This window comes from Acinetobacter sp. 1000160 (assembly GCF_000588715.1).
Lineage (GTDB): Bacteria > Pseudomonadota > Gammaproteobacteria > Pseudomonadales > Moraxellaceae > Acinetobacter > Acinetobacter courvalinii.
On the sequence record NZ_JFWP02000001.1, the window covers coordinates 242,594 to 260,621 of the forward strand.

Annotated in this window: 17 protein-coding genes; 12 read left to right on the plus strand and 5 right to left on the minus strand. The window is 45.5% G+C overall.

Going from position 1 to position 18,028, the window contains the following annotated elements; translation table 11 throughout:
• Positions 1-26: 26 nt before the first annotated feature.
• From J699_RS17110 to paaZ, 4 genes are all read right to left on the minus strand, one after another.
• Positions 27-1,226: an acyl-CoA dehydrogenase family protein gene (locus J699_RS17110; protein WP_032869084.1), complete on the minus strand. Its 1,200-nt coding sequence runs from the start codon at positions 1,224-1,226 to the stop codon at positions 27-29.
• 15 nt (positions 1,227-1,241) lie between these two features.
• Entirely contained in the window at positions 1,242-2,528 is a 1,287-nt protein-coding gene (locus tag J699_RS17105) for an acyl-CoA dehydrogenase family protein (RefSeq protein ID WP_171070866.1), read from the minus strand.
• A 268-nt stretch (positions 2,529-2,796) separates the two neighbouring features.
• Entirely contained in the window at positions 2,797-3,087 is a 291-nt protein-coding gene (locus tag J699_RS17100; RefSeq protein ID WP_032869086.1) for a DUF1330 domain-containing protein, read from the minus strand.
• A gap of 88 nt (positions 3,088-3,175) precedes the next feature.
• A complete protein-coding gene (paaZ, locus tag J699_RS17095) occupies positions 3,176-5,278 on the minus strand; it encodes a phenylacetic acid degradation bifunctional protein PaaZ (RefSeq protein WP_032869087.1) in 2,103 nt (700 codons plus the stop codon).
• Between the two features lie 265 nt (positions 5,279-5,543).
• Here paaZ and paaA point away from each other — a divergent pair, with 265 nt between their 5' ends.
• The 12 genes from paaA to J699_RS17035 all read left to right on the plus strand — a co-directional run bounded on the left by paaA (position 5,544) and on the right by J699_RS17035 (position 16,470).
• Positions 5,544-6,482 (plus strand): 1,2-phenylacetyl-CoA epoxidase subunit PaaA, encoded by a 939-nt coding sequence (gene paaA, locus J699_RS17090; protein ID WP_032869088.1) that lies wholly within the window; start codon positions 5,544-5,546, stop codon positions 6,480-6,482.
• 34 nt (positions 6,483-6,516) lie between these two features.
• Positions 6,517-6,807 carry a 1,2-phenylacetyl-CoA epoxidase subunit PaaB gene (paaB, locus tag J699_RS17085; RefSeq protein WP_005230234.1) on the plus strand — a complete coding sequence of 97 codons (291 nt, stop codon included), beginning with the start codon at positions 6,517-6,519 and terminating at the stop codon, positions 6,805-6,807.
• Positions 6,808-6,819: 12 nt separating this feature from the next.
• Positions 6,820-7,575, plus strand: coding sequence for a 1,2-phenylacetyl-CoA epoxidase subunit PaaC (gene paaC, locus J699_RS17080; protein ID WP_032869236.1), 756 nt, complete (start codon positions 6,820-6,822; stop codon positions 7,573-7,575).
• Positions 7,576-7,591: 16 nt separating this feature from the next.
• Positions 7,592-8,092 (plus strand): 1,2-phenylacetyl-CoA epoxidase subunit PaaD, encoded by a 501-nt coding sequence (paaD, locus tag J699_RS17075; RefSeq protein ID WP_032869089.1) that lies wholly within the window; start codon positions 7,592-7,594, stop codon positions 8,090-8,092.
• 23 nt (positions 8,093-8,115) lie between these two features.
• The gene (paaE, locus tag J699_RS17070; RefSeq protein ID WP_032869091.1) at positions 8,116-9,177 is read left to right on the plus strand and encodes a 1,2-phenylacetyl-CoA epoxidase subunit PaaE; all 1,062 of its coding nucleotides are present in this window, start codon (positions 8,116-8,118) and stop codon (positions 9,175-9,177) included.
• 10 nt (positions 9,178-9,187) lie between these two features.
• The gene (locus tag J699_RS17065) at positions 9,188-9,961 is read left to right on the plus strand and encodes an enoyl-CoA hydratase-related protein (protein ID WP_032869093.1); all 774 of its coding nucleotides are present in this window, start codon (positions 9,188-9,190) and stop codon (positions 9,959-9,961) included.
• A 2-nt stretch (positions 9,962-9,963) separates the two neighbouring features.
• Positions 9,964-10,755: a 2-(1,2-epoxy-1,2-dihydrophenyl)acetyl-CoA isomerase PaaG gene (gene paaG / locus J699_RS17060; RefSeq protein WP_032869095.1), complete on the plus strand. Its 792-nt coding sequence runs from the start codon at positions 9,964-9,966 to the stop codon at positions 10,753-10,755.
• A 2-nt stretch (positions 10,756-10,757) separates the two neighbouring features.
• Positions 10,758-12,296, plus strand: coding sequence for a 3-hydroxyacyl-CoA dehydrogenase (locus tag J699_RS17055; protein ID WP_032869097.1), 1,539 nt, complete (start codon positions 10,758-10,760; stop codon positions 12,294-12,296).
• A 12-nt stretch (positions 12,297-12,308) separates the two neighbouring features.
• Positions 12,309-13,520: a 3-oxoadipyl-CoA thiolase gene (gene pcaF, locus J699_RS17050; protein ID WP_032882671.1), complete on the plus strand. Its 1,212-nt coding sequence runs from the start codon at positions 12,309-12,311 to the stop codon at positions 13,518-13,520.
• A gap of 52 nt (positions 13,521-13,572) precedes the next feature.
• On the plus strand, positions 13,573-14,862 hold the full coding sequence (paaK, locus tag J699_RS17045) for a phenylacetate--CoA ligase PaaK (protein ID WP_032869101.1): 1,290 nt from the start codon (positions 13,573-13,575) through the stop codon (positions 14,860-14,862).
• 62 nt (positions 14,863-14,924) lie between these two features.
• Positions 14,925-15,890, plus strand: a complete 966-nt coding sequence (locus J699_RS17040) for a PaaX family transcriptional regulator C-terminal domain-containing protein (protein ID WP_032869103.1) — start codon at positions 14,925-14,927, stop codon at positions 15,888-15,890.
• Positions 15,871-16,470: a carbonic anhydrase gene (locus tag J699_RS17035; protein ID WP_032869105.1), complete on the plus strand. Its 600-nt coding sequence runs from the start codon at positions 15,871-15,873 to the stop codon at positions 16,468-16,470. Before J699_RS17040 ends, J699_RS17035 begins: the two co-directional genes overlap by 20 nt.
• A 202-nt stretch (positions 16,471-16,672) precedes the next feature.
• Here the strand turns inward: J699_RS17035 and J699_RS17030 are convergent, their stop codons facing one another.
• On the minus strand, positions 16,673-18,004 hold the full coding sequence (locus J699_RS17030; RefSeq protein WP_032869106.1) for an APC family permease: 1,332 nt from the start codon (positions 18,002-18,004) through the stop codon (positions 16,673-16,675).
• Positions 18,005-18,028 lie beyond the last annotated feature (24 nt).

Genomic DNA, 18,028 nt, shown 5'->3' on the forward strand with positions numbered 1-18,028 from the left:
TAACGCCTTTTCCAGCTCAAGCAAAGTTATTTCAGTTCACTTGATGATTTACCTAATTCACGACGGGCAATGATCAATTGCTGGATCTGTTGTGTACCTTCAAAAATATCCAGAATTTTTGAGTCACGCGCCCATTTTTCCAGTAATTCATCTTCGCAATAACCGACACTGGCAGCCAACTCGACACATTTCAGCGTAATTTCATTACCTATACGGCCTGCTTTGGCTTTGGCAATGGATGCTTCTTTGGAATTTGGCTTTTTATTGTCTGCCATCCAGGTTGCCTTGATCATTAATAAGCGCGCAGCTTCCCACTCGGCTTCCATACGATAGATTTGTGCAGCTAGGTTTGAGGTCTGTAAGTAGGGTGTTGCATAGTCAGGATCAAGCTGATCTTTAAAAATTTCCTTGATACGCTCTAAAGAGGCTTTGGCACACCCAATTGCCATTGCTGCGACCAGTGGACGGGTGTTGTCAAAGGTTTCCATTACACCAGCGAAACCTTTAGCCACATCAATTTCTGGATTTCCCAATAAATTGGCAGCAGGAACACGGCAGTCAATAAAGCTGATTACCGCAGTATCAGAGGCTTTAATGCCCAGTTTATGTTCCAGACGCTCGACTTTCATGCCTGGTGTGCCTTTAGCAACGACAAAAGACTTGATCGCAGCACGACCTAATTTTTTATCCAGCGTGGCCCAGACCACCACCGAGTCGGCACGTTCACCCGAAGTGACAAAGATTTTTTCACCATTCAGGATATAGTCATCCCCATCTTTGGCCGCCGTGGTCCGGATCGCAGCAGAGTCAGAACCACAACCCGGCTCTGTGATCGCCATCGCTGCCCAAGTTCCTTTGAAGCGTTCAAGTTGCTCATCATTAGCAACTGCCGCGATGGCAGAGTTCCCCAAGCCTTGACGCGGCATACTCAGTAACAGGCCCGTATCGCCATAGCACATTTCAATAATGCCGAGCGCTGCTGACATATTGCCACCATTCACAACCGTATCCGGGTTTACCGTACCACGTTTGCTGGCATTGGCTGCACCGACACCTTCACCACTTTCATTCATACCATCCAGTAAAGCCGCCAGCATATCCAGCTCTTTGGGATAGGCATGTTCAGCTTTGTCATATTTACGTGAAATAGGGCGTAAAACATTCAGCGCAGTTTCATGTGCCTGATCTACCAGCATTTTGAATTTTTTCGGATTTTGTAAATTCATTATTGTTCTCCAAAATTAAGCATGTAGGCCAGAATGCAGGATTGCAGTCGCACGCAGGTCACGATACCAACGCTCAACAGGATGCTCTTTGGTAAAGCCATGACCACCTAGAATCTGAACGCCATCCGTTCCGATTTTCATTGATTTTTCAGCACAGAGCAGACGTGCCAGATAGGCTTCACGATGGAAAGGTTGACCAGCCTCAGCCAAACTTGCAGCATTGAGCACCAGCATGCGCATGGCATCAATTTCAATCGCCATATCTGCGATCATAAAGGCCACACTTTGACGATGCGAAATAGGTTCACCGAAGGCAGTACGTTCATTGGCATATTTAATACAGTAGGCTTTGATTGCTTCGCATGTGCCAATTGCCATGGCACACCACATCAGGTTGCCCAGATCAACAAAGGCAGTGTAATCAAAATCAGCATCGCCTAAGCGTAATGCCGGGGTCTGATTGAATTGCAGCGTCGCCGTTTCAGCGGCTTTTAGGCCCATTGCAGGGTTGGCTTTGATGGCAATTGTTTCATTGGATTGCACCACAAAAATATCAGGTTGACCGTTGAACTCCGCACTGACCAAGAACACATCAGCAATGTCACCTAAAATGACCAAGCTTTTTTCACCGGTGATATAGAACTGCCCATTGGCCTCAGTTGCCGTAGTTTTTAACTGGTATGGGTTAAAAGCCGGAGTTGCCTCCTGAAATGCGAAAGTCGCCGTAACATCAGTATCTTCTGCAAACACAGGTAAATACATCGATTGCACTTGGGTTGAGCCCCAGCGGGTGATTGCATTGATAACACTAAAGGTACTGAGCAAACCTGCGGTTAAACTGAAATCACCTTTAGCCAGATTTTCTGCGATCAGGATATTGCTGACAATGTTTTGTTCTGCTGCCACACCGCCCAATGCCTCTGGCAAAGCGTAATAGTTAAGTCCTAAATCAACCAGATGTTGCCACAACTGTTCAGGGAACTGGGCCTGATGATCTGCCTCATGCGCCAAGCTGTATAGGACTTCTTCAGCAAATTGTGACATCGCGTCAACCGTCATTTGCTGTTCTTCAGTCAGGCTCAGATCAAACAGATTCTTGTTGGTCTGGTTGGGGAGACGTTGTTTGTCGAGTGGTTGCGGCTTAAATGCTTTTTGTGTTTTATTGAGTACCTTAAAGCCTGTTTTTGAACCCTGATATAATGATTTTTCTACAAATTTTCTTAATTTGAGTTGATCAAGCATTTCGCTTCCTGCGAGTTTGGTGATCAAAGATAGCCCAAACCCTTGAGCCTTATTCATCATGTTTGACATGGTTATATCCTGGAGGATGGTTGTAAATTTATGCTGACATGCCCAAGCTTAAAAGACTATGTCTTGTGTGACGGGGGAAGTGGAGAAAGATAAAGGGTAAAATGAGACTTTAATGTTATTTATGTAGTTGTTTTTTATTATTTAAAAAAAACAGGAAGAAAATAATTTTTTATAAAATTGACTTAAATGACAGGGGATTGAGTCAGCCTGAATCGCTTTATTGTTCAGTCGATTCAATCCGTTATTGCTTGGTTAGGGTTTAATCCAGACCTTCGGTTAATATGACGATATATTCACCTGCCAAATCACGATGCTTTTTGGCTTGCTGATAGGCATCGCTGTGATACCAGTCCTGTGCTTCCTGCATCGTGCCAAATTTAATGATGGCAACGCCGTCGCTTTCAATATTTTCCAGAGCAATCGCTTGTCCATAAAAAACAATCGGTTCAGCTGAAAAACCTTGACTGGCCTGGCGTGCCAAAGTGGTGTAGGTTTTCATTTCATCTTTATTTTTTAATTCTTTACGAATCAAAATGATATAAGCGCTCATGGATTTTCCTGCATTAAACTGAGGGTGAACATAGCCTATTTTGAAAGGCCTTGATGGATCGTTAAGGGGTATCCATCAAGCACTAATTTTAAGCTGCGCGGGCAACCAAAGTTAAAATATCATAGGTTGCCACCAATTCATCTCGTTGATTTTTTACCTTGATATCCCAGACCACAACGCCGTGTTCAGGTTGAGATGGATCTTTTTGCGGTTTAGGTGTTTTCTGCTTACAGGTCAGTTCAACACGAATCGAATCACCAATTTTAACCGGCTCAACAAAACGTAAGTTGTCCATACCATAATTGGCAATCACAGGACCTTGGGCGGCATCGACAAATAATCCCGCTGCTGCTGAGACAATGAAATAACCATGGGCGACACGCTCACCAAAGAACGAATCAGCCGCAGCAATTTTATCGGTATGAGCATAAAAATAGTCACCGCTGAGGCAGGCGAAATTCACAATATCTGCTTCAGTTACAGTACGGCGTGCAGTCAGTAAACGCTCGCCAATCACCAGCTCATCAAATGATTTTTTGAATGGATGAACGCGGTCTTGATTGATATTTGCACCTGCGGTCCATGAATGGGTGACCTGAGTCAGGCTATTAGGTGAACCTTGAATTGCGGTACGTTGCATATAGTGTTTGACTGCACGGATGCCACCCAGTTCTTCACCGCCACCAGCACGACCAGGTCCACCGTGAACGAGATGCGGCAGTGGAGAACCATGTCCGGTACTTTCTTTGGCTGATTCTTCATCCAGAATATGGACACGCCCGTGCCATGGCGCAATTTTCTGGATGATCTGTTCAATATTTTCATCCGCATTTTTTACTACTGAGGCCACCAGACTGCCTTCACCACGAGCCACCAGATCAGCCAGTTCGTCGATGGATTGATAAGGCATCAAGGTACATACCGGGCCGAATGCTTCCGTGGTATGCACTGAGACGGCTTCTAATGGTTTTTCGCATCGTAAGAGTGTTGGTGGAAAGAAGGCACCTTTTTCTGGATGGTCCGCATTAAATTTGAATGCGCTATCTCCACCAAATACAATTTGGGCTTCTTTTGCCAGTTCAGCCACTTTGGCTGCCACATCAAGCTTTTGTTTCGGGCTGGCCAATGCGCCCATCGTCGTATCCGGTTTTTGTGGATCACCCACCACGACTTTTGCCAGTTTAGCGCTCAGTTTTTGCTGGACTTGTTCAAGCAGAGCATGAGGAACAAAGGCACGGCGAATGGCAGTACATTTTTGTCCAGCTTTGGTGGTCATTTCACGAAATACTTCGCGTACAAACAGGTCTAGCGTTGCTTCATTCGCTTCTGGACTGAGAATCGCGCTATTGACTGAATCTGCTTCCATGCTGAATGGAATTGAATATTTGTTTAAATGCGGATGATTACGCAGCTTTTGCCCGGTATAGGCCGAGCCGGTAAAGGTCACACAGTCCTGCGGGCCTAAATAATCAAATAGATCATTAATTTGACCACAGATCAGTTGTAGTGAACCTTTGGGTAAGATACCTGTTGCAACAATCGCCTCAACAACCGCTTGGGTCAGTTGGGCACCCTCAGTCGCGGGTTTGACAATACATGGCACGCCAGCCAATAAGGTTGGTGCAATTTTTTCCAGCATGCCCCAGATCGGGAAGTTAAAGGCATCGATATGAACAGCAACACCAGCTTTAGGGCTTAAAATATGCTTGGCACCAAAAGTGCCGTTTTTAGAGAGCTGAATCCAGCTATCTTCAGTAATGATTTTTTCATCATTGAGTTCACGGCGCACTAGGCTTGAATAGGCGAATAAGGTCTGAATCCCGCCTTCGATATCAATCCAGGCATCTTTACGGGTTGCACCAGTGGCATGCGCCAGGCCGTAGAACTGTTCTTTTTGTTCAAGTAAATGCTGGGCAATTTGTTTTAAGGCATGGGCACGTTGATGAAAAGTCCAGTTTGCCAGTTCAGTACCATTTTGCTTGGCATACTTGACCACTTGCTGCATGTCGATGCCATGACTGCTGACGGTATAGATCGGCGCACCCGTAATCGCATGGATAACAGTACGCGTATCTTCGTGGCTGGAATGCCAGATTCCATAGACATAAGACGCCAGTCTGGTTAATGGCTGGCTTGAGCTTTGTTCATCAATATCCTTGGCTGTTTCTTCTTGGTGTGCTTGTTCAAGCATGATCAAACTCCATTTTTATGTGATACATCAATTCTAGAAATATTAAAAATATGATTCATAATTTCATATTGAACGCGTTAAAAGTCAACCTTATTTTGTTTTAAAGTCGAAATAAAATTTTTAATAATATAATTAAAATTAAATAAATCAATATTTTGAATTTGATTTCATGGTTGATTTTAATTTGATACAAAAATATTGATTGACTTTGTTTTGTGTGTATCGAAAAATAGATTCATGGATGAAATCCTCAAGGAATTGACATATGGAAAATAATTATCAGAAATTTGAGCACAATATTGCCAATGACATCACCATCGAAGCCAAGGATGAAATGCCTGAGGCCTATCGTAAAACCTTGATTCGCCAGATTGGACAACACGGTCATTCGGAAATTGTCGGCATGCTGCCAGAAGGTAACTGGATTACTCGTGCACCGACCTTAAAACGTAAAGCGGTATTACTGGCGAAAGTCCAGGATGAGGCAGGACATGGTCTCTATCTTTACAGTGCGGCTGAAACCCTGGGTGCAGACCGTGATGAGATGATGGAAAAACTGATTGATGGGAAAATGAAATATTCATCGATCTTTAATTATCCAACGGTGAGCTGGGCTGATGTCGCGGCGATTGGCTGGTTGGTGGATGGTGCTGCAATTGTCAATCAGGTGGCCCTATGTCGTACTTCTTATGGGCCGTATGCGCGTGCCATGGTGCGGATCTGTAAAGAAGAAAGTTTCCATCAACGTCAGGGTTTTGAAGCCATGATGGCATTGGCCGCTGGTTCACCAGAACAAAAACAAATGGCGCAAGATGCGGTGAACCGTTTCTGGTGGCCTGCTTTAATGATGTTTGGCCCAAGTGATGAGCATTCTCCAAATAGCGCACAAAGTATGGCATGGGGAATCAAGCGCTTTAGCAATGATGAATTGCGCCAGAAGTTTGTCGATAACACTGTGCCACAAGTATTACAGCTTGGCCTAACAGTGCCTGATCCTGACTTGAAATGGAATGAAGCAACCGGTCATTACAGCTATGGCGAGATTGACTGGCAAGAGTTTAATGAAGTGATTGCGGGTCGTGGGCCTTGCAATCATGAACGGATCGAGGCACGCCGTAAGGCTTGGGAAAATGGCAAGTGGGTGCGTGATGCAGCCGTGGTCTACGCCAAAAAACAGCAAAACCAAGTCAGTAAAGTCGCTTAAAACAGAATTGATGGAAAAATTTAAGGATATCGTAATGGAAAATAAGAACAATTGGTCGCTTTATGAAGTGTTCGTGCGGAGTAAACAGGGTTTAAGCCATCGTCATGTGGGTAGTTTAAGAGCGCCTGATGACGAGATTGCACTGCAACATGCACGTGATGTGTATACCCGTCGCAATGAAGGCATCAGTATCTGGGTGGTTCGTTCAGAACTAATCAAATCATCACAACCGGATGAAAAAGCCGAGTTTTTTGAACCTGCACTGGACAAAGTCTATCGTCATCCGACGTTCTACCATATCCCTGATGGCATTGAGCACATGTAAGGGAGTATGCAAATGAACAATATCGCTTTATCTAAGTTTTTATTACATATCGGCGACAGCCAACTGGTGTTGGCACAACGTCTAGCCGAGTGGTGTGGTCATGCGCCTGAACTGGAAATTGATATTGCATTGGCCAATATTGGTCTGGATTTGCTCGGTCAATCCCGAAATTTCCTGACCTTGGCAGGGCAATATGAAGCCGAAAAGCGTGATGAAGACCAGTTGGCCTATTTCCGTAATGAACGTGAGTTTCTGAACTTACTATTATGCGAACAACCGAATGGTGATTTTGCGCAAACCATCGTGCGTCAATGGTTAATGGATCATTACCATGTGCTGTTATTAACCGCTTTAGCTGAATCGGCAACGCCAGAAGTTGCTGCATTGGCGGTGAAATCCTTAAAAGAAGCCAAGTATCACATTCGTTTCTCCACCAGCTGGATGGAGCGTTTAAGTCTCAGCACAGCAGAGGCGCATCAACGTGTACAACAGGCATTAGACAACTTGTGGCGCTTTAGCGCTGAACTGTTCGAACTCACGGCGGAAGAACAGGTACTGGTTGAACAAGGCATCATTCCTGATGTATCCAGTGAAAAAGCGCAATGGGATCAGGTCGTCGCAGCAGAACTGAAGCGTTTTGAATTGAGCATTCCTGCAAATGGTGCCTACCGCCGTGGAGCCAAGCAGGGCTTGCATACCGAGCATCTGGGTTATCTGCTGGCTGAAATGCAATCCATTCAACGTAGTTATCCTGAAATGACTTGGTAAGGCAAGGAGTGTCGCCATGCATATGATTCGTCATTGTATTGACCAATGTTGGGATGTTTTACACAAGGTCAGCGATCCAGAGATTCCAGTGCTGTCGGTGGTGGATTTGGGCATGATCCGTGGCGTGGAGTTGAATGAACAGCAAGAAATTATTGTTCGATTGACACCAACTTACAGCGGTTGTCCAGCTACTGACTTGTTAAAAGTACAGATTGTCGAAGCACTGACAGCAGAAGATTTGATTCCCGCAAAAGTCATCATTGATTTATCAGAAGCATGGACCACGGACTGGATGTCGGACGCTGGCAAACAGAAACTGCAAGCCTATGGCATTGCTCCACCAGAAGGTACGGCACAGCAATGCGGAACGCATGTACATCTGAGCGATGGTGTGGTTTGTCCCCATTGCAAAAGTCGTAAAACCCGACTGTTAACCGAGTTCAGCTCCACCGCTTGCAAAGCCTTGTACAAATGTCAGGACTGCCTTGAACCCTTTGATTATTTTAAATGTATTTAAAGTCTTGGATAAGGAAATCAGCCATGAGCCAATTTATTCCATTAAAAGTAAAAACAATTACACCACAGACTGATCAGGCGATTTGTATTGCCTTTGATCTGGCCGTAGAACAACAGCAACAGTTTCAATTTCAGCCAGGGCAGCATCTCACTATTCGCCATTTAACTGAAGCTGGGGAAATTCGCCGATGCTATTCAATCTGTAGTTATGCACCAAAAGAAGACATCAGCATTGCTGTGAAAAAGATTGAGCAGGGCCAATTTTCCAACTGGGCCAATGAACATTTAAAAGTAGGTGATGTGCTGGAAGTGATGCCACCGCAAGGGGTGTTTTTTCAGAAAGCGGCGCGAACCGGCGGTCAGGCGTATTTAGGGATTGCTGCGGGCAGTGGCATTACTCCGATCCTATCGATTATCAAACAGGTGCTGTTCGAGCAAGACTCGGCGAATTTCACCTTGTTATATGGCAATCGTTCGTGGAAACAGACCATGTTTGCCGAGCAGATCATGGACCTGAAAGACCAGTTTAAAGAACGTTTTCAGCTCATCAATATTTTCTCTCGGGAATTCAATGACAGCGAGTTACTGAATGGCCGGATTGATGAAGACAAGCTCAAGCAGTTATTTGAACATGACGTGTTAGAACCAGACTTTGACCATGTCTTTGCCTGTGGTCCTGATGAAATGATGGACACGGTTGAACGTCTCTTACCGGATTACGGGGTGGCTAAAGAACGCATTCATACCGAGCGTTTTAATACCGGGCATGTCCGTAAACGGTCAGCGGAAGTCGATGCCAATCGTAAGGAAGAAAAAGTCAATATCGTACTCGATGGACGAGAGTTGATTGTTGCGGTTGGACAAGAAGACGAAAGTATTCTGGATGCTGCCTTACGTGCAGGTGCGGATTTGCCTTATGCCTGCAAAGGTGGCGTCTGCGCAACCTGTCGCTGCAAGGTACTGTCAGGTGAAGTGGATATGTTCTTGAATTATAGCCTTGAACAGGATGAGGTGGAAAAAGGCTATGTGCTGAGCTGCCAGACCTTACCCAAAGGCGCAAATGTGCGTTTGAGCTTTGATGAGTAGAGTAACAGTGATGCAAACATTGATTCAGGTGGAAACACCGACGGATGGTGTCAGGCTGTTGAGCTTGAATCGTCCAGAAAAACGCAATGCCTTGAATAATGCCACCTTACAGTATCTATGTGATTTGCTGGAACAGGCTGAACACGATGCCCAAGTGAAAGTGGTTGTGCTAACCGGCAATAGCAATTGTTTTGCTGCGGGTGCAGACCTGAGCGAGTTAGCGGCAATGGATGCGGTGTCCTTACAACTCGATATTCGTCCAAAGCTGTGGCAAAAAATTGACAGTTTTAGCAAACCTATCATTGCAGCAGTGAATGGTTATGCCTTGGGTGCAGGATTTGAACTGGTGTTGCATTCGGACATGGTGATTTGTGGTGACAATGCCAAATTTGCCTTGCCGGAAATTGGCTTAGGCATGTTACCCGGTGCGGGCGGAACACAGCGTTTAGGCCGTCTGGTGGGACAGCAACTGACCATGCGCTGGGCCATGACGGGTGAAATGATCCCAGCTCAGCAGGCACAGCAACATGGCATCTGTAGTGAAGTGGTACCGGCTGCGCTTACCGTGGAATATGCCATTCAACTGGCAAGCAAGATTGCCAAGCAGGCACCTTTGGCAATTCGGGTGATCAAGCAATCGATCAAAAGTATCCATGAAACCACATTAAGTCAGGGACTGAAATCCGAACGGCAAAACTTTGTCTGGTTGGCAGCCACCAAAGATCGAAATGAAGGCATTAATGCATTTTTTGAAAAAAGAAAACCAGTTTTTAGAGGTGAGTAAAAATGGACTATAACAATATTATCGTGGAAGAAAAAAATGCGGTGGGTTACTTAACCTTTAACCGTCCACAGGCCTTGAATAGCTTTAATGTAGACATGCACCGAGAAGTCGCAGAAGTTTTGAATCTCTGGGCGAAAAAACCGGAGGTTCGCTGTATTGTGATCAGCGGTGAAGGCCGTGGTTTCTGCGCAGGACAGGATTTGGGGGATCGTGTCGTTGATCCGAACGCTGCGGCACCCGATCTGGGATATTCGATTGAAACTTACTATAACCCGCTGATTAGAACCCTTGTGAATATGCCGAAGCCCGTGATCTGTGCCGTAAATGGCGTGGCGGCGGGGGCCGGAGCAAATATCGCCTTGGCCTGCGATCTGGTGATTGCCGCCAAATCTGCCAACTTTGTGCAAGCCTTTTGCCGTTTAGGTCTGGTACCTGATTCGGGCGGAACCTGGTTCCTGCCACGTGCAGTCGGTCATGCGCGTGCTATGGGGCTCGCGTTGCTGGGTGATAAATTGCCTGCTGAAACTGCCAAAGAATGGGGCATGATCTGGGATGTCGCTGAAGATAGTGAATTAAAAAGCAAGGTCACAGAGCTGGCGGAACGTCTTGCCAAGCAACCGACTTTTGGTCTGTCACTGATCAAAAAAGCGCTGCATCAATCCAGTAACCATAGCTTTGATGAACAAATGCATTTAGAACGTGATTTTCAGCGTATTGCTGGGCGTTCGGAAGATTATCGTGAAGGGGTTCAAGCCTTTATGAATAAGCGCGAGCCAAATTTTCAGGGGCGTTAAGCATGATGAGTTTCGATTTATCCCATGCCAAAATCGCCGTGATTGGCTCGGGGACCATGGGAGTTGGGATTGCCCAGTTGGCGATCATTAATGGTCACGCTACGATTCTGTATGATCTCGATCGCGAAAAGGCTCAGCAGGCGGTTGATGGATTACATCAGACTTTTGCCAAACTGGTTGAAAAAGGCAAGTTAACGCATGAGCAGGTTCAGCAGGCATGTTCCCGTCTAAGCATTGCCAACGGTATAGACGATTTAGCAAATGTGGATCTAGTGATTGAGGCCGTGGTTGAAAAACTGGAGGTCAAGCAGGCATTGTTTCAACAGCTTGCAAGCATTTGTAGTGAACAGACTATTTTTGCCACTAATACCTCTTCAATCTCAGTCACTGCCATTGCAGCAGGGATTCCACAGCCTGAACGTGTGGTGGGTTTACATTTTTTCAATCCTGCACCAGTAATGAAGTTGGTCGAAATTGTCCAAGGTTTAAAAACGCCAGTTGCCTTATGTCAGGCCTTAAAAGCCTTGATGCTGGTTTGGAAAAAAATCCCGGTGCTGACCAAATCAACCCCTGGTTTTATTGTGAACCGGATTGCCCGTCCATTTTATGCAGAAGCGTTTCGTGCCTTGCAAGAACAGGTCACCAGCTATGATCAGCTGGACTATGCCTTAAAGCAGTGTGGTGGTTTTGCCATGGGGCCATGTGAGTTAACCGATCTGATTGGGCAGGATGTGAATTTTTCTGTGACCCAAAGTGTGTATGAAGCGTTCTTTTATGAGCCACGTTACCGCCCAAGCCTGATTCAGAAAGAACTGGTCGATGCAGGCGCATGGGGACGCAAATCAAAACAAGGTTTTTATCATTACGATGCAAGAAACCAGTATTCGACATTTCAACCTCAAGCCCTGAGCACCACACCTTTTCAAGCACAGATACAGGTTAAAGGTACATGGTCTCAGTTACCAGAGTTATTCACACGCCTGGCACTCAATAGCGGGACTGAACATGAAGAAAATATCATTCAGATAGACGATATTGATCTGCGCTTAAGTCAGGGTGAATCTGCCCACCTGAACTATCTAAGCCGTAAAACGGTATTGATGGACTGGCATCATGATTTTGTGCAGGCGCAAGCGGTGGTACTGAGTCATAACCCGTTATGCCAAGCCGATGATCTGGCAAAAGTTGAGGCATTTTTTGCCCAATATCAGATTCATGTGATCTGGATTACAGACCATCCTGCATTATTAACTTTACGTACCATTGTCTTGCTGATCAATGAAGCCTGCGAGGCCAGCCTGCACGGGATTGCCACTATGGAAGATATTGATAATGCCATGCGATATGGGGTCAATTATCCTAAGGGACCGTATCAATGGATGATGCAACTGGGCGCAGCGTATGTGCTACAAACCCTCAATAATTTATATGCCATTTATGGCGAAGAAAAATATCGTGCAAGTCTTTATCTCAAGCAATACGTGGCAAAGCAACAAAGCCTGGCGCTCGATGATTCAAAAGATTTAACCGCATGTGCATAAAAAGGAGTGATCATGGAAGACGTGTTAATTTGTGATTTTATTCGCACCCCGATTGGCCGCTATGCTGGTGCGCTCAGCTCGGTACGTACCGATGATCTTGCGGCATTGCCTATCAAACATTTAAAAGAAAAACATGCACATTTACCGTGGCAGGATTTAGATGAAGTATTTTTAGGTTGTGCCAATCAGGCGGGTGAAGATAACCGTAATGTGGCACGTATGGCAAGCTTGTTGGCGGGATTACCAGAAGCGGTTCCTGCCATGACCGTGAATCGTCTTTGTGCTTCAGGGCTGGATGCAGTAGGTTTGGCGGCACGTTCGATCAAATCGGGCGAATCACAATTTGTACTGGCGGGCGGGGTCGAGTCGATGAGTCGGGCACCTTTTGTGCAAGCCAAGCCAACCGAGGCTTTTGGTCGTAGCCCTGAAATCTTTGATACCACCATTGGCTGGCGTTTCATTAATAAAAAAATGAAAGCTGACTATGGGACGGACAGCATGCCTGAAACCGCTGAGCATGTGGCTGAAAAGTACCAGATCAGTCGTCAGGATCAGGATGCATTTGCGCTTCGGAGTCAACAAAAAGTGGCTGCGGCACAACAAGCCGGCTTTTTTGAGGGTGAAATACTGCCTGTTGAACTGGCCGATCGTAAAAAGAAGATCACTGTCTTTTCACAGGATGAGCATCCGCGTGCCGATACCAGTCTGGAGAGCTTGGCAAAACTGAAAGCTCCATTCCGTAAAGAAGGTGGTTCGGTGACGGCGGGTAATGCATCGGGTGTCAATGATGGCTCGGCGTGTGTGTTGCTGACCAATCGTCAGTTTGCCGATACACATGGCTTAAAGCCGTTGGCACGTGTGGTGGCGATGAGCAGTGCCGGGGTTGAACCGAAATATATGGGTATTGGACCAGTGCCTGCAGTACAAAAATTGTTGAAACAAACGGGTCTGAGTCTGGATCAAATGGATGTGATTGAGCTGAACGAGGCTTTTGCCGCCCAGTCATTAGCTTGTATGCGAGAGTTAGGTCTTCAGGATGATGATACGCGTGTTAATCCGAATGGTGGCGCGATTGCACTCGGCCATCCGCTTGGGATGAGTGGCTCGCGTTTGGTGATGACCGCAACCAGAGAACTGAAAAGACGCCAAGGTAAATACGCGCTTTGTACCATGTGTGTCGGTGTTGGGCAAGGTGTCGCCCTGATTTTAGAAAATATAGCTTAATTCAATTGAAACGAAACGGTTCGAATAATATAACGAAACAGGAGAGACGGCAGTGGATAGCCTCATCACAGAAGACGTAGAAAAAATGACGCTTGCGGAGTTGCGAGCGCTTCAAACCCAACGGTTAAAACAGACATTGACTTATGTTTATGCCAATAGTCCGGTCTATAAGAAAAAGTTTGATGATGCAGGTGTGCATCCCGATGATTTCGTGACACTGGATGATTTGGCCAAGTTTCCATTTACCACCAAACAGGATTTACGTGATAACTATCCCTTTGGCATGTTTGCAGTTCCGCAAGAGCAGATCGTTCGTTTACACGCATCTTCAGGTACCACAGGAAAGCCAACAGTCGTGGGTTATACCCAAAAGGATATCAATACCTGGTCGGATATTGTGGCGCGTTGCTTGCGTATGGCGGGCTTGAGTGCCAAGGACATGATTCAGGTGGCTTATGGTTATGGCCTGTTTACCGGTGGTTTAGGTGCACATTATGGTGCTGAACGCTTGGGTGCAACCGTGATTCCGATGTCAGGTGGTCAGACCGAGAAACAGGTACAACTGATTCAGGACTTTAAACCAACCGCGATCATGGTCACACCATCGTATTGTGTCAGTATTATTGAAAAACTTGAGCAGCAGTTAGGCAGTGCGCGGAATACCTCGTTAAAGGTGGGCATTTTTGGTGCAGAACCCTGGTCTAAAGAGTTACGCCGTGAGATTGAGGAGCGCCTGAATATCAAGGCACTGGATATTTATGGCTTATCGGAGATTATGGGCCCGGGTGTCGCCATGCAATGTCTGGATGAAGGCGAAGGGCTGACCATCTGGGAAGATCATTTTTATCCTGAAATCATCAATCCTGAAACTGGTGAAGTGTGTAAGGATGGCGAACTGGGTGAACTGGTATTTACGACCATTACCAAAGAAGGTTTGCCGATTATCCGTTACCGTACCCGTGATTTGACCCGTTTGCTGGCAGGCCAAAATCTGGCGATGCGCCGTATGGACAAGATCGTAGGACGTAGCGATGACATGCTGATTATTCGTGGCGTAAATGTATTCCCGACCCAGATTGAAGAACAGATTCTACAAGTTCCAAGTCTGGTACCGAACTACGAAATTCTGGTTGCCAAGCAAGGCCATATGGATACCTTGCATATTCGTACCGAGATGTGCCATAACTGCGACATGCAGGCACAACAACTGGCCCAGCAACTGATGCAGCGGATTAAAACCATGATTGGTATTTCCGTGACAGTCGAAGTGGTGAATGAACTGACTTTGCCGCGCTCGGAAGGGAAGGCAAAACGGGTCATTGATATGCGTCAGATTGCTTAACATTATGAACATTCAGGGTATAGTATCGTCTATATCCTGAATCTAAACGCCAAGATAAACCTATGAGTGTAAAGTTACAGCAAATTATTGATTCGATCATCCAGAATGAAACCTTAAGTGGCACGTCTCTGATTACAACCATTTTTGGGGATTCAATCTTGCATCGTGGCGGTAATATTAGTCTTGCCAGCTTGATCCAGTTGATGGAGCTGTTCAATTTTAATGATCGTGCTGTCAGGACTTCGGTTTTTCGTTTGGTCAAAAATGAATGGTTGGGTTCAGATAAAATTGGTAGAACCAGTTTTTACCGGATTACAGATGCTAGCCGTTTCAAATACTTACAGGCTGAGCAACGGATTTATAATGACCAGATGAAAGAATGGGATCATTGTTGGGATCTGATCCTGATGTCGAGTCTGGATACCGACAATAAGGCTTTTCTCAAGAAAGAACTGGAATGGCTGGGCTTTGCCAATATTTCGACCAACCTGATGGCGTACCCGGGTTCGAATCGACTGCAATTGCAAAAACTGCTGGTTGATCTCAACATGAGCGAGCAGGTGGTGGTGTTTAAGGCTGAGACCTTACAGTTATTTAATAACTCGACTGACACCATCAGCCGTATGTTAGAGACCAACTGGCCGATTGATGAGTTGCGTCAACGTTACCTGCAATTTCTGGATATGTTTCGGGAGATTGGTGCAATCTTGATGCAAGAGGATGAACGTATTGAACCGATTCAAGCCTTTCAGATCCGGACCTTGCTGATTCATTATTATCGCCGGATTTTACTCAAGGATCCTGCTTTGCCGTTAGAGCTGTTGTCGACAGACTGGCCTGCAGTCAAGGCACGAACTTTGTCCATGAATATTTATAAAAAAGTCTTTGAAGCTGCAGATGATTATTTCCTGTCGGTTGCGGCAACCTCGGAAGGGCCTATGCCCAATGCGACTGCACATTTTTGGCGGCGTTTTGGTGGCTTGAGCCAAAATAATGAGAGAGTGGTTGATGCCTTGTTACAGTATTGATGGGGTAATTCCTGTCGTTCATCCTGATGCATTTGTTCATCCGACGGCAGTGTTGATTGGTGATGTCATCATTGAAGCCGGCGTCTATATTGGTCCTTTTGCCTCATTACGCGCTGATTTTGGCCGGATCCATATCAAGCAAAATGCCAATGTCCAGGACAATTGTATCATTCATGGTTTTCCTCAAAGCGTCACCCTGATTGAAGAAATGGGACATATTGGTCATGCTACGACCTTGCATGGCTGCCGTATTGGCAAGAATGCCTTGATCGGCATGAACAGTGTGATACTGGACTATGCCGAGATTGGTGAAAACAGCATTATCGGTGCCAATAGTCTGGTGAAAACCAAGGATCATATTCCAGCCAATGTACTGGCTATGGGCAGTCCTGCAAAGGTTGCGCGTGATTTATCAGAACAGGAACGTGCATGGAAAATCAAAGGTACGCAAGAATATATCCAGCTGACACAGCGCTGTTTAGACAGCATGACCGAGGTTAAGCCCTTAACAGCCGATTCATCTGAACGTAAAACCTATCAGGATTTTCAGTCGGAGCATCAGATTAAACCCGGTACCTAAGTCATTAGCTTGAGTTTAAGGTATTCAGATGTTTTTATTTTAGAGATCAGCGAATCAATAATTCTCCAGATTAGCTCGATGATGGTCCATAAATTGTATGCAAATATGAGTGGTATCTCAGTAAAAAGTTACCGAGTTTATCAGTAACTTTTTAGCTCCTTCGTCATATTGAATAGGTCATTTTAAGATTTAAAGTTGATATTCAATATGCATTGCTTAAGCGAATCTTTTGTTTTCTGAGAACTTTGTAAATAAACAGAAAAGCACCCATCGCTAACCAGAAACTGCCAAATTTTAAGGCGGATGAATCAAGGTTAATCCACAGACAGGCAATGCTAATGACCGAGAGTAGTGGTAGGAAAAGATTGAAAAATTTATTTCTAAATCCTGAACGCTGTCCTTCTTTAATGTAAAACCTGACAAAGACTGACAAATTAACAGCGGTAAAGGCAACCAGAGCACCAAAGCTGATCAGGCTGATCACTTGAGCCAGATTCAAAAACATGGCACTTAAAGAAATAAATCCAACAAATAACACCGAGAAAAATGGAGTGCCAAGTGAGCCATGCAGCGTGCCAAAATACTTTTTAGGGAAAATATTATCTTTACCCATGATGTAGAGTAAGCGAGAGGCACTGGCATGTGAGGCAAGACCAGAAGCCAGCGTATTCATAATCTGTCCGCACAGGAAAATTGACTGAAATAGTGCGCCGCCGACATAAAGTACGATTTCTGGCAATGCTTCTGACGGATGTTGGAAACGTGCATTGGTAGGATAATACAGCTGAATGAACCAGGAAGCGCTAAAGAAAATCATGCCACCAAAAAGTGTGGTCAGGAGAACCGCATAAGGAATCGTCTTGGTGGGATTCTTGGTTTCATTCGACAGCGTGGTCACCGCATCAAAACCCAGAAAAGAAAAACACAGTACCGATGCGCCTGCAACCAGCGGCAGTAACTCCTGTGGGCCTGTCCATAAAGGATTTAAGGTCAGTACATATTCATAACCTTGTGTGCTTCCAATGCCTTGAATCACCAGATACACAAAAATGATCATCAGGATAATCGGTGCAAACACAAAAATCAGACTGAGGTTGGCGAGTAAACGAATCCTGAAGCAATTGACTAAGGTGACCAGACCCGCCGAGACCATGACCCAACACCAGTACGGGACACTGGGAATGAGGGCGGTTAAATAAAGGGCTGCCAGCAAGACATTGATTAAAGGCAATAATAAATAGTCGAGTAAGGTACACCAGCCGACAAACAAACCACTTTTCGGTCCTATGCTTTCCGCGGTGTAGGTATAGGCAGAACCTGCTTTTTCAGAGTGTTTGCTAAATCGTGCATAACTAAAAGCTGTCAGCAGCATGGTGGTCAATGCCAATAAATAAGCCAAGGGCACATGACCATGAGTGATGCCTGACACAATGCCAAAGGTATCAAATACTGTCATCGGGGTCATATAAGCAATGCCGATCACAGTCACTTGCCATAATGAGAGTTTTTTAAATGAAGCAGATTGTTGTTCCATAATGTTGCAACCTGATCTATTGTT

Excerpts from the sequence above, each read along its gene's own strand:
- paaG (WP_032869095.1), top strand. The coding sequence starts at position 9,964 with ATGGACTATAACAATATTATCGTGGAAGAAAAAAATGCGGTGGGTTAC.
- J699_RS17040 (WP_032869103.1), top strand. The coding sequence starts at position 14,925 with ATGAGTGTAAAGTTACAGCAAATTATTGATTCGATCATCCAGAATGAA.
- J699_RS17105 (WP_171070866.1), bottom strand. The coding sequence starts at position 2,528 with ATGATGAATAAGGCTCAAGGGTTTGGGCTATCTTTGATCACCAAACTC.
- paaD (WP_032869089.1), top strand. The coding sequence starts at position 7,592 with ATGCATATGATTCGTCATTGTATTGACCAATGTTGGGATGTTTTACAC.
- J699_RS17035 (WP_032869105.1), top strand. The coding sequence starts at position 15,871 with ATGCCTTGTTACAGTATTGATGGGGTAATTCCTGTCGTTCATCCTGAT.
- paaB (WP_005230234.1), top strand. The coding sequence starts at position 6,517 with ATGGAAAATAAGAACAATTGGTCGCTTTATGAAGTGTTCGTGCGGAGT.
- J699_RS17055 (WP_032869097.1), top strand. The coding sequence starts at position 10,758 with ATGATGAGTTTCGATTTATCCCATGCCAAAATCGCCGTGATTGGCTCG.
- J699_RS17065 (WP_032869093.1), top strand. The coding sequence starts at position 9,188 with ATGCAAACATTGATTCAGGTGGAAACACCGACGGATGGTGTCAGGCTG.
- J699_RS17110 (WP_032869084.1), bottom strand. The coding sequence starts at position 1,226 with ATGAATTTACAAAATCCGAAAAAATTCAAAATGCTGGTAGATCAGGCA.
- J699_RS17030 (WP_032869106.1), bottom strand. The coding sequence starts at position 18,004 with ATGGAACAACAATCTGCTTCATTTAAAAAACTCTCATTATGGCAAGTG.
- pcaF (WP_032882671.1), top strand. The coding sequence starts at position 12,309 with ATGGAAGACGTGTTAATTTGTGATTTTATTCGCACCCCGATTGGCCGC.
- paaA (WP_032869088.1), top strand. The coding sequence starts at position 5,544 with ATGGAAAATAATTATCAGAAATTTGAGCACAATATTGCCAATGACATC.
- J699_RS17100 (WP_032869086.1), bottom strand. The coding sequence starts at position 3,087 with ATGAGCGCTTATATCATTTTGATTCGTAAAGAATTAAAAAATAAAGAT.
- paaZ (WP_032869087.1), bottom strand. The coding sequence starts at position 5,278 with ATGCTTGAACAAGCACACCAAGAAGAAACAGCCAAGGATATTGATGAA.
- paaC (WP_032869236.1), top strand. The coding sequence starts at position 6,820 with ATGAACAATATCGCTTTATCTAAGTTTTTATTACATATCGGCGACAGC.
- paaE (WP_032869091.1), top strand. The coding sequence starts at position 8,116 with ATGAGCCAATTTATTCCATTAAAAGTAAAAACAATTACACCACAGACT.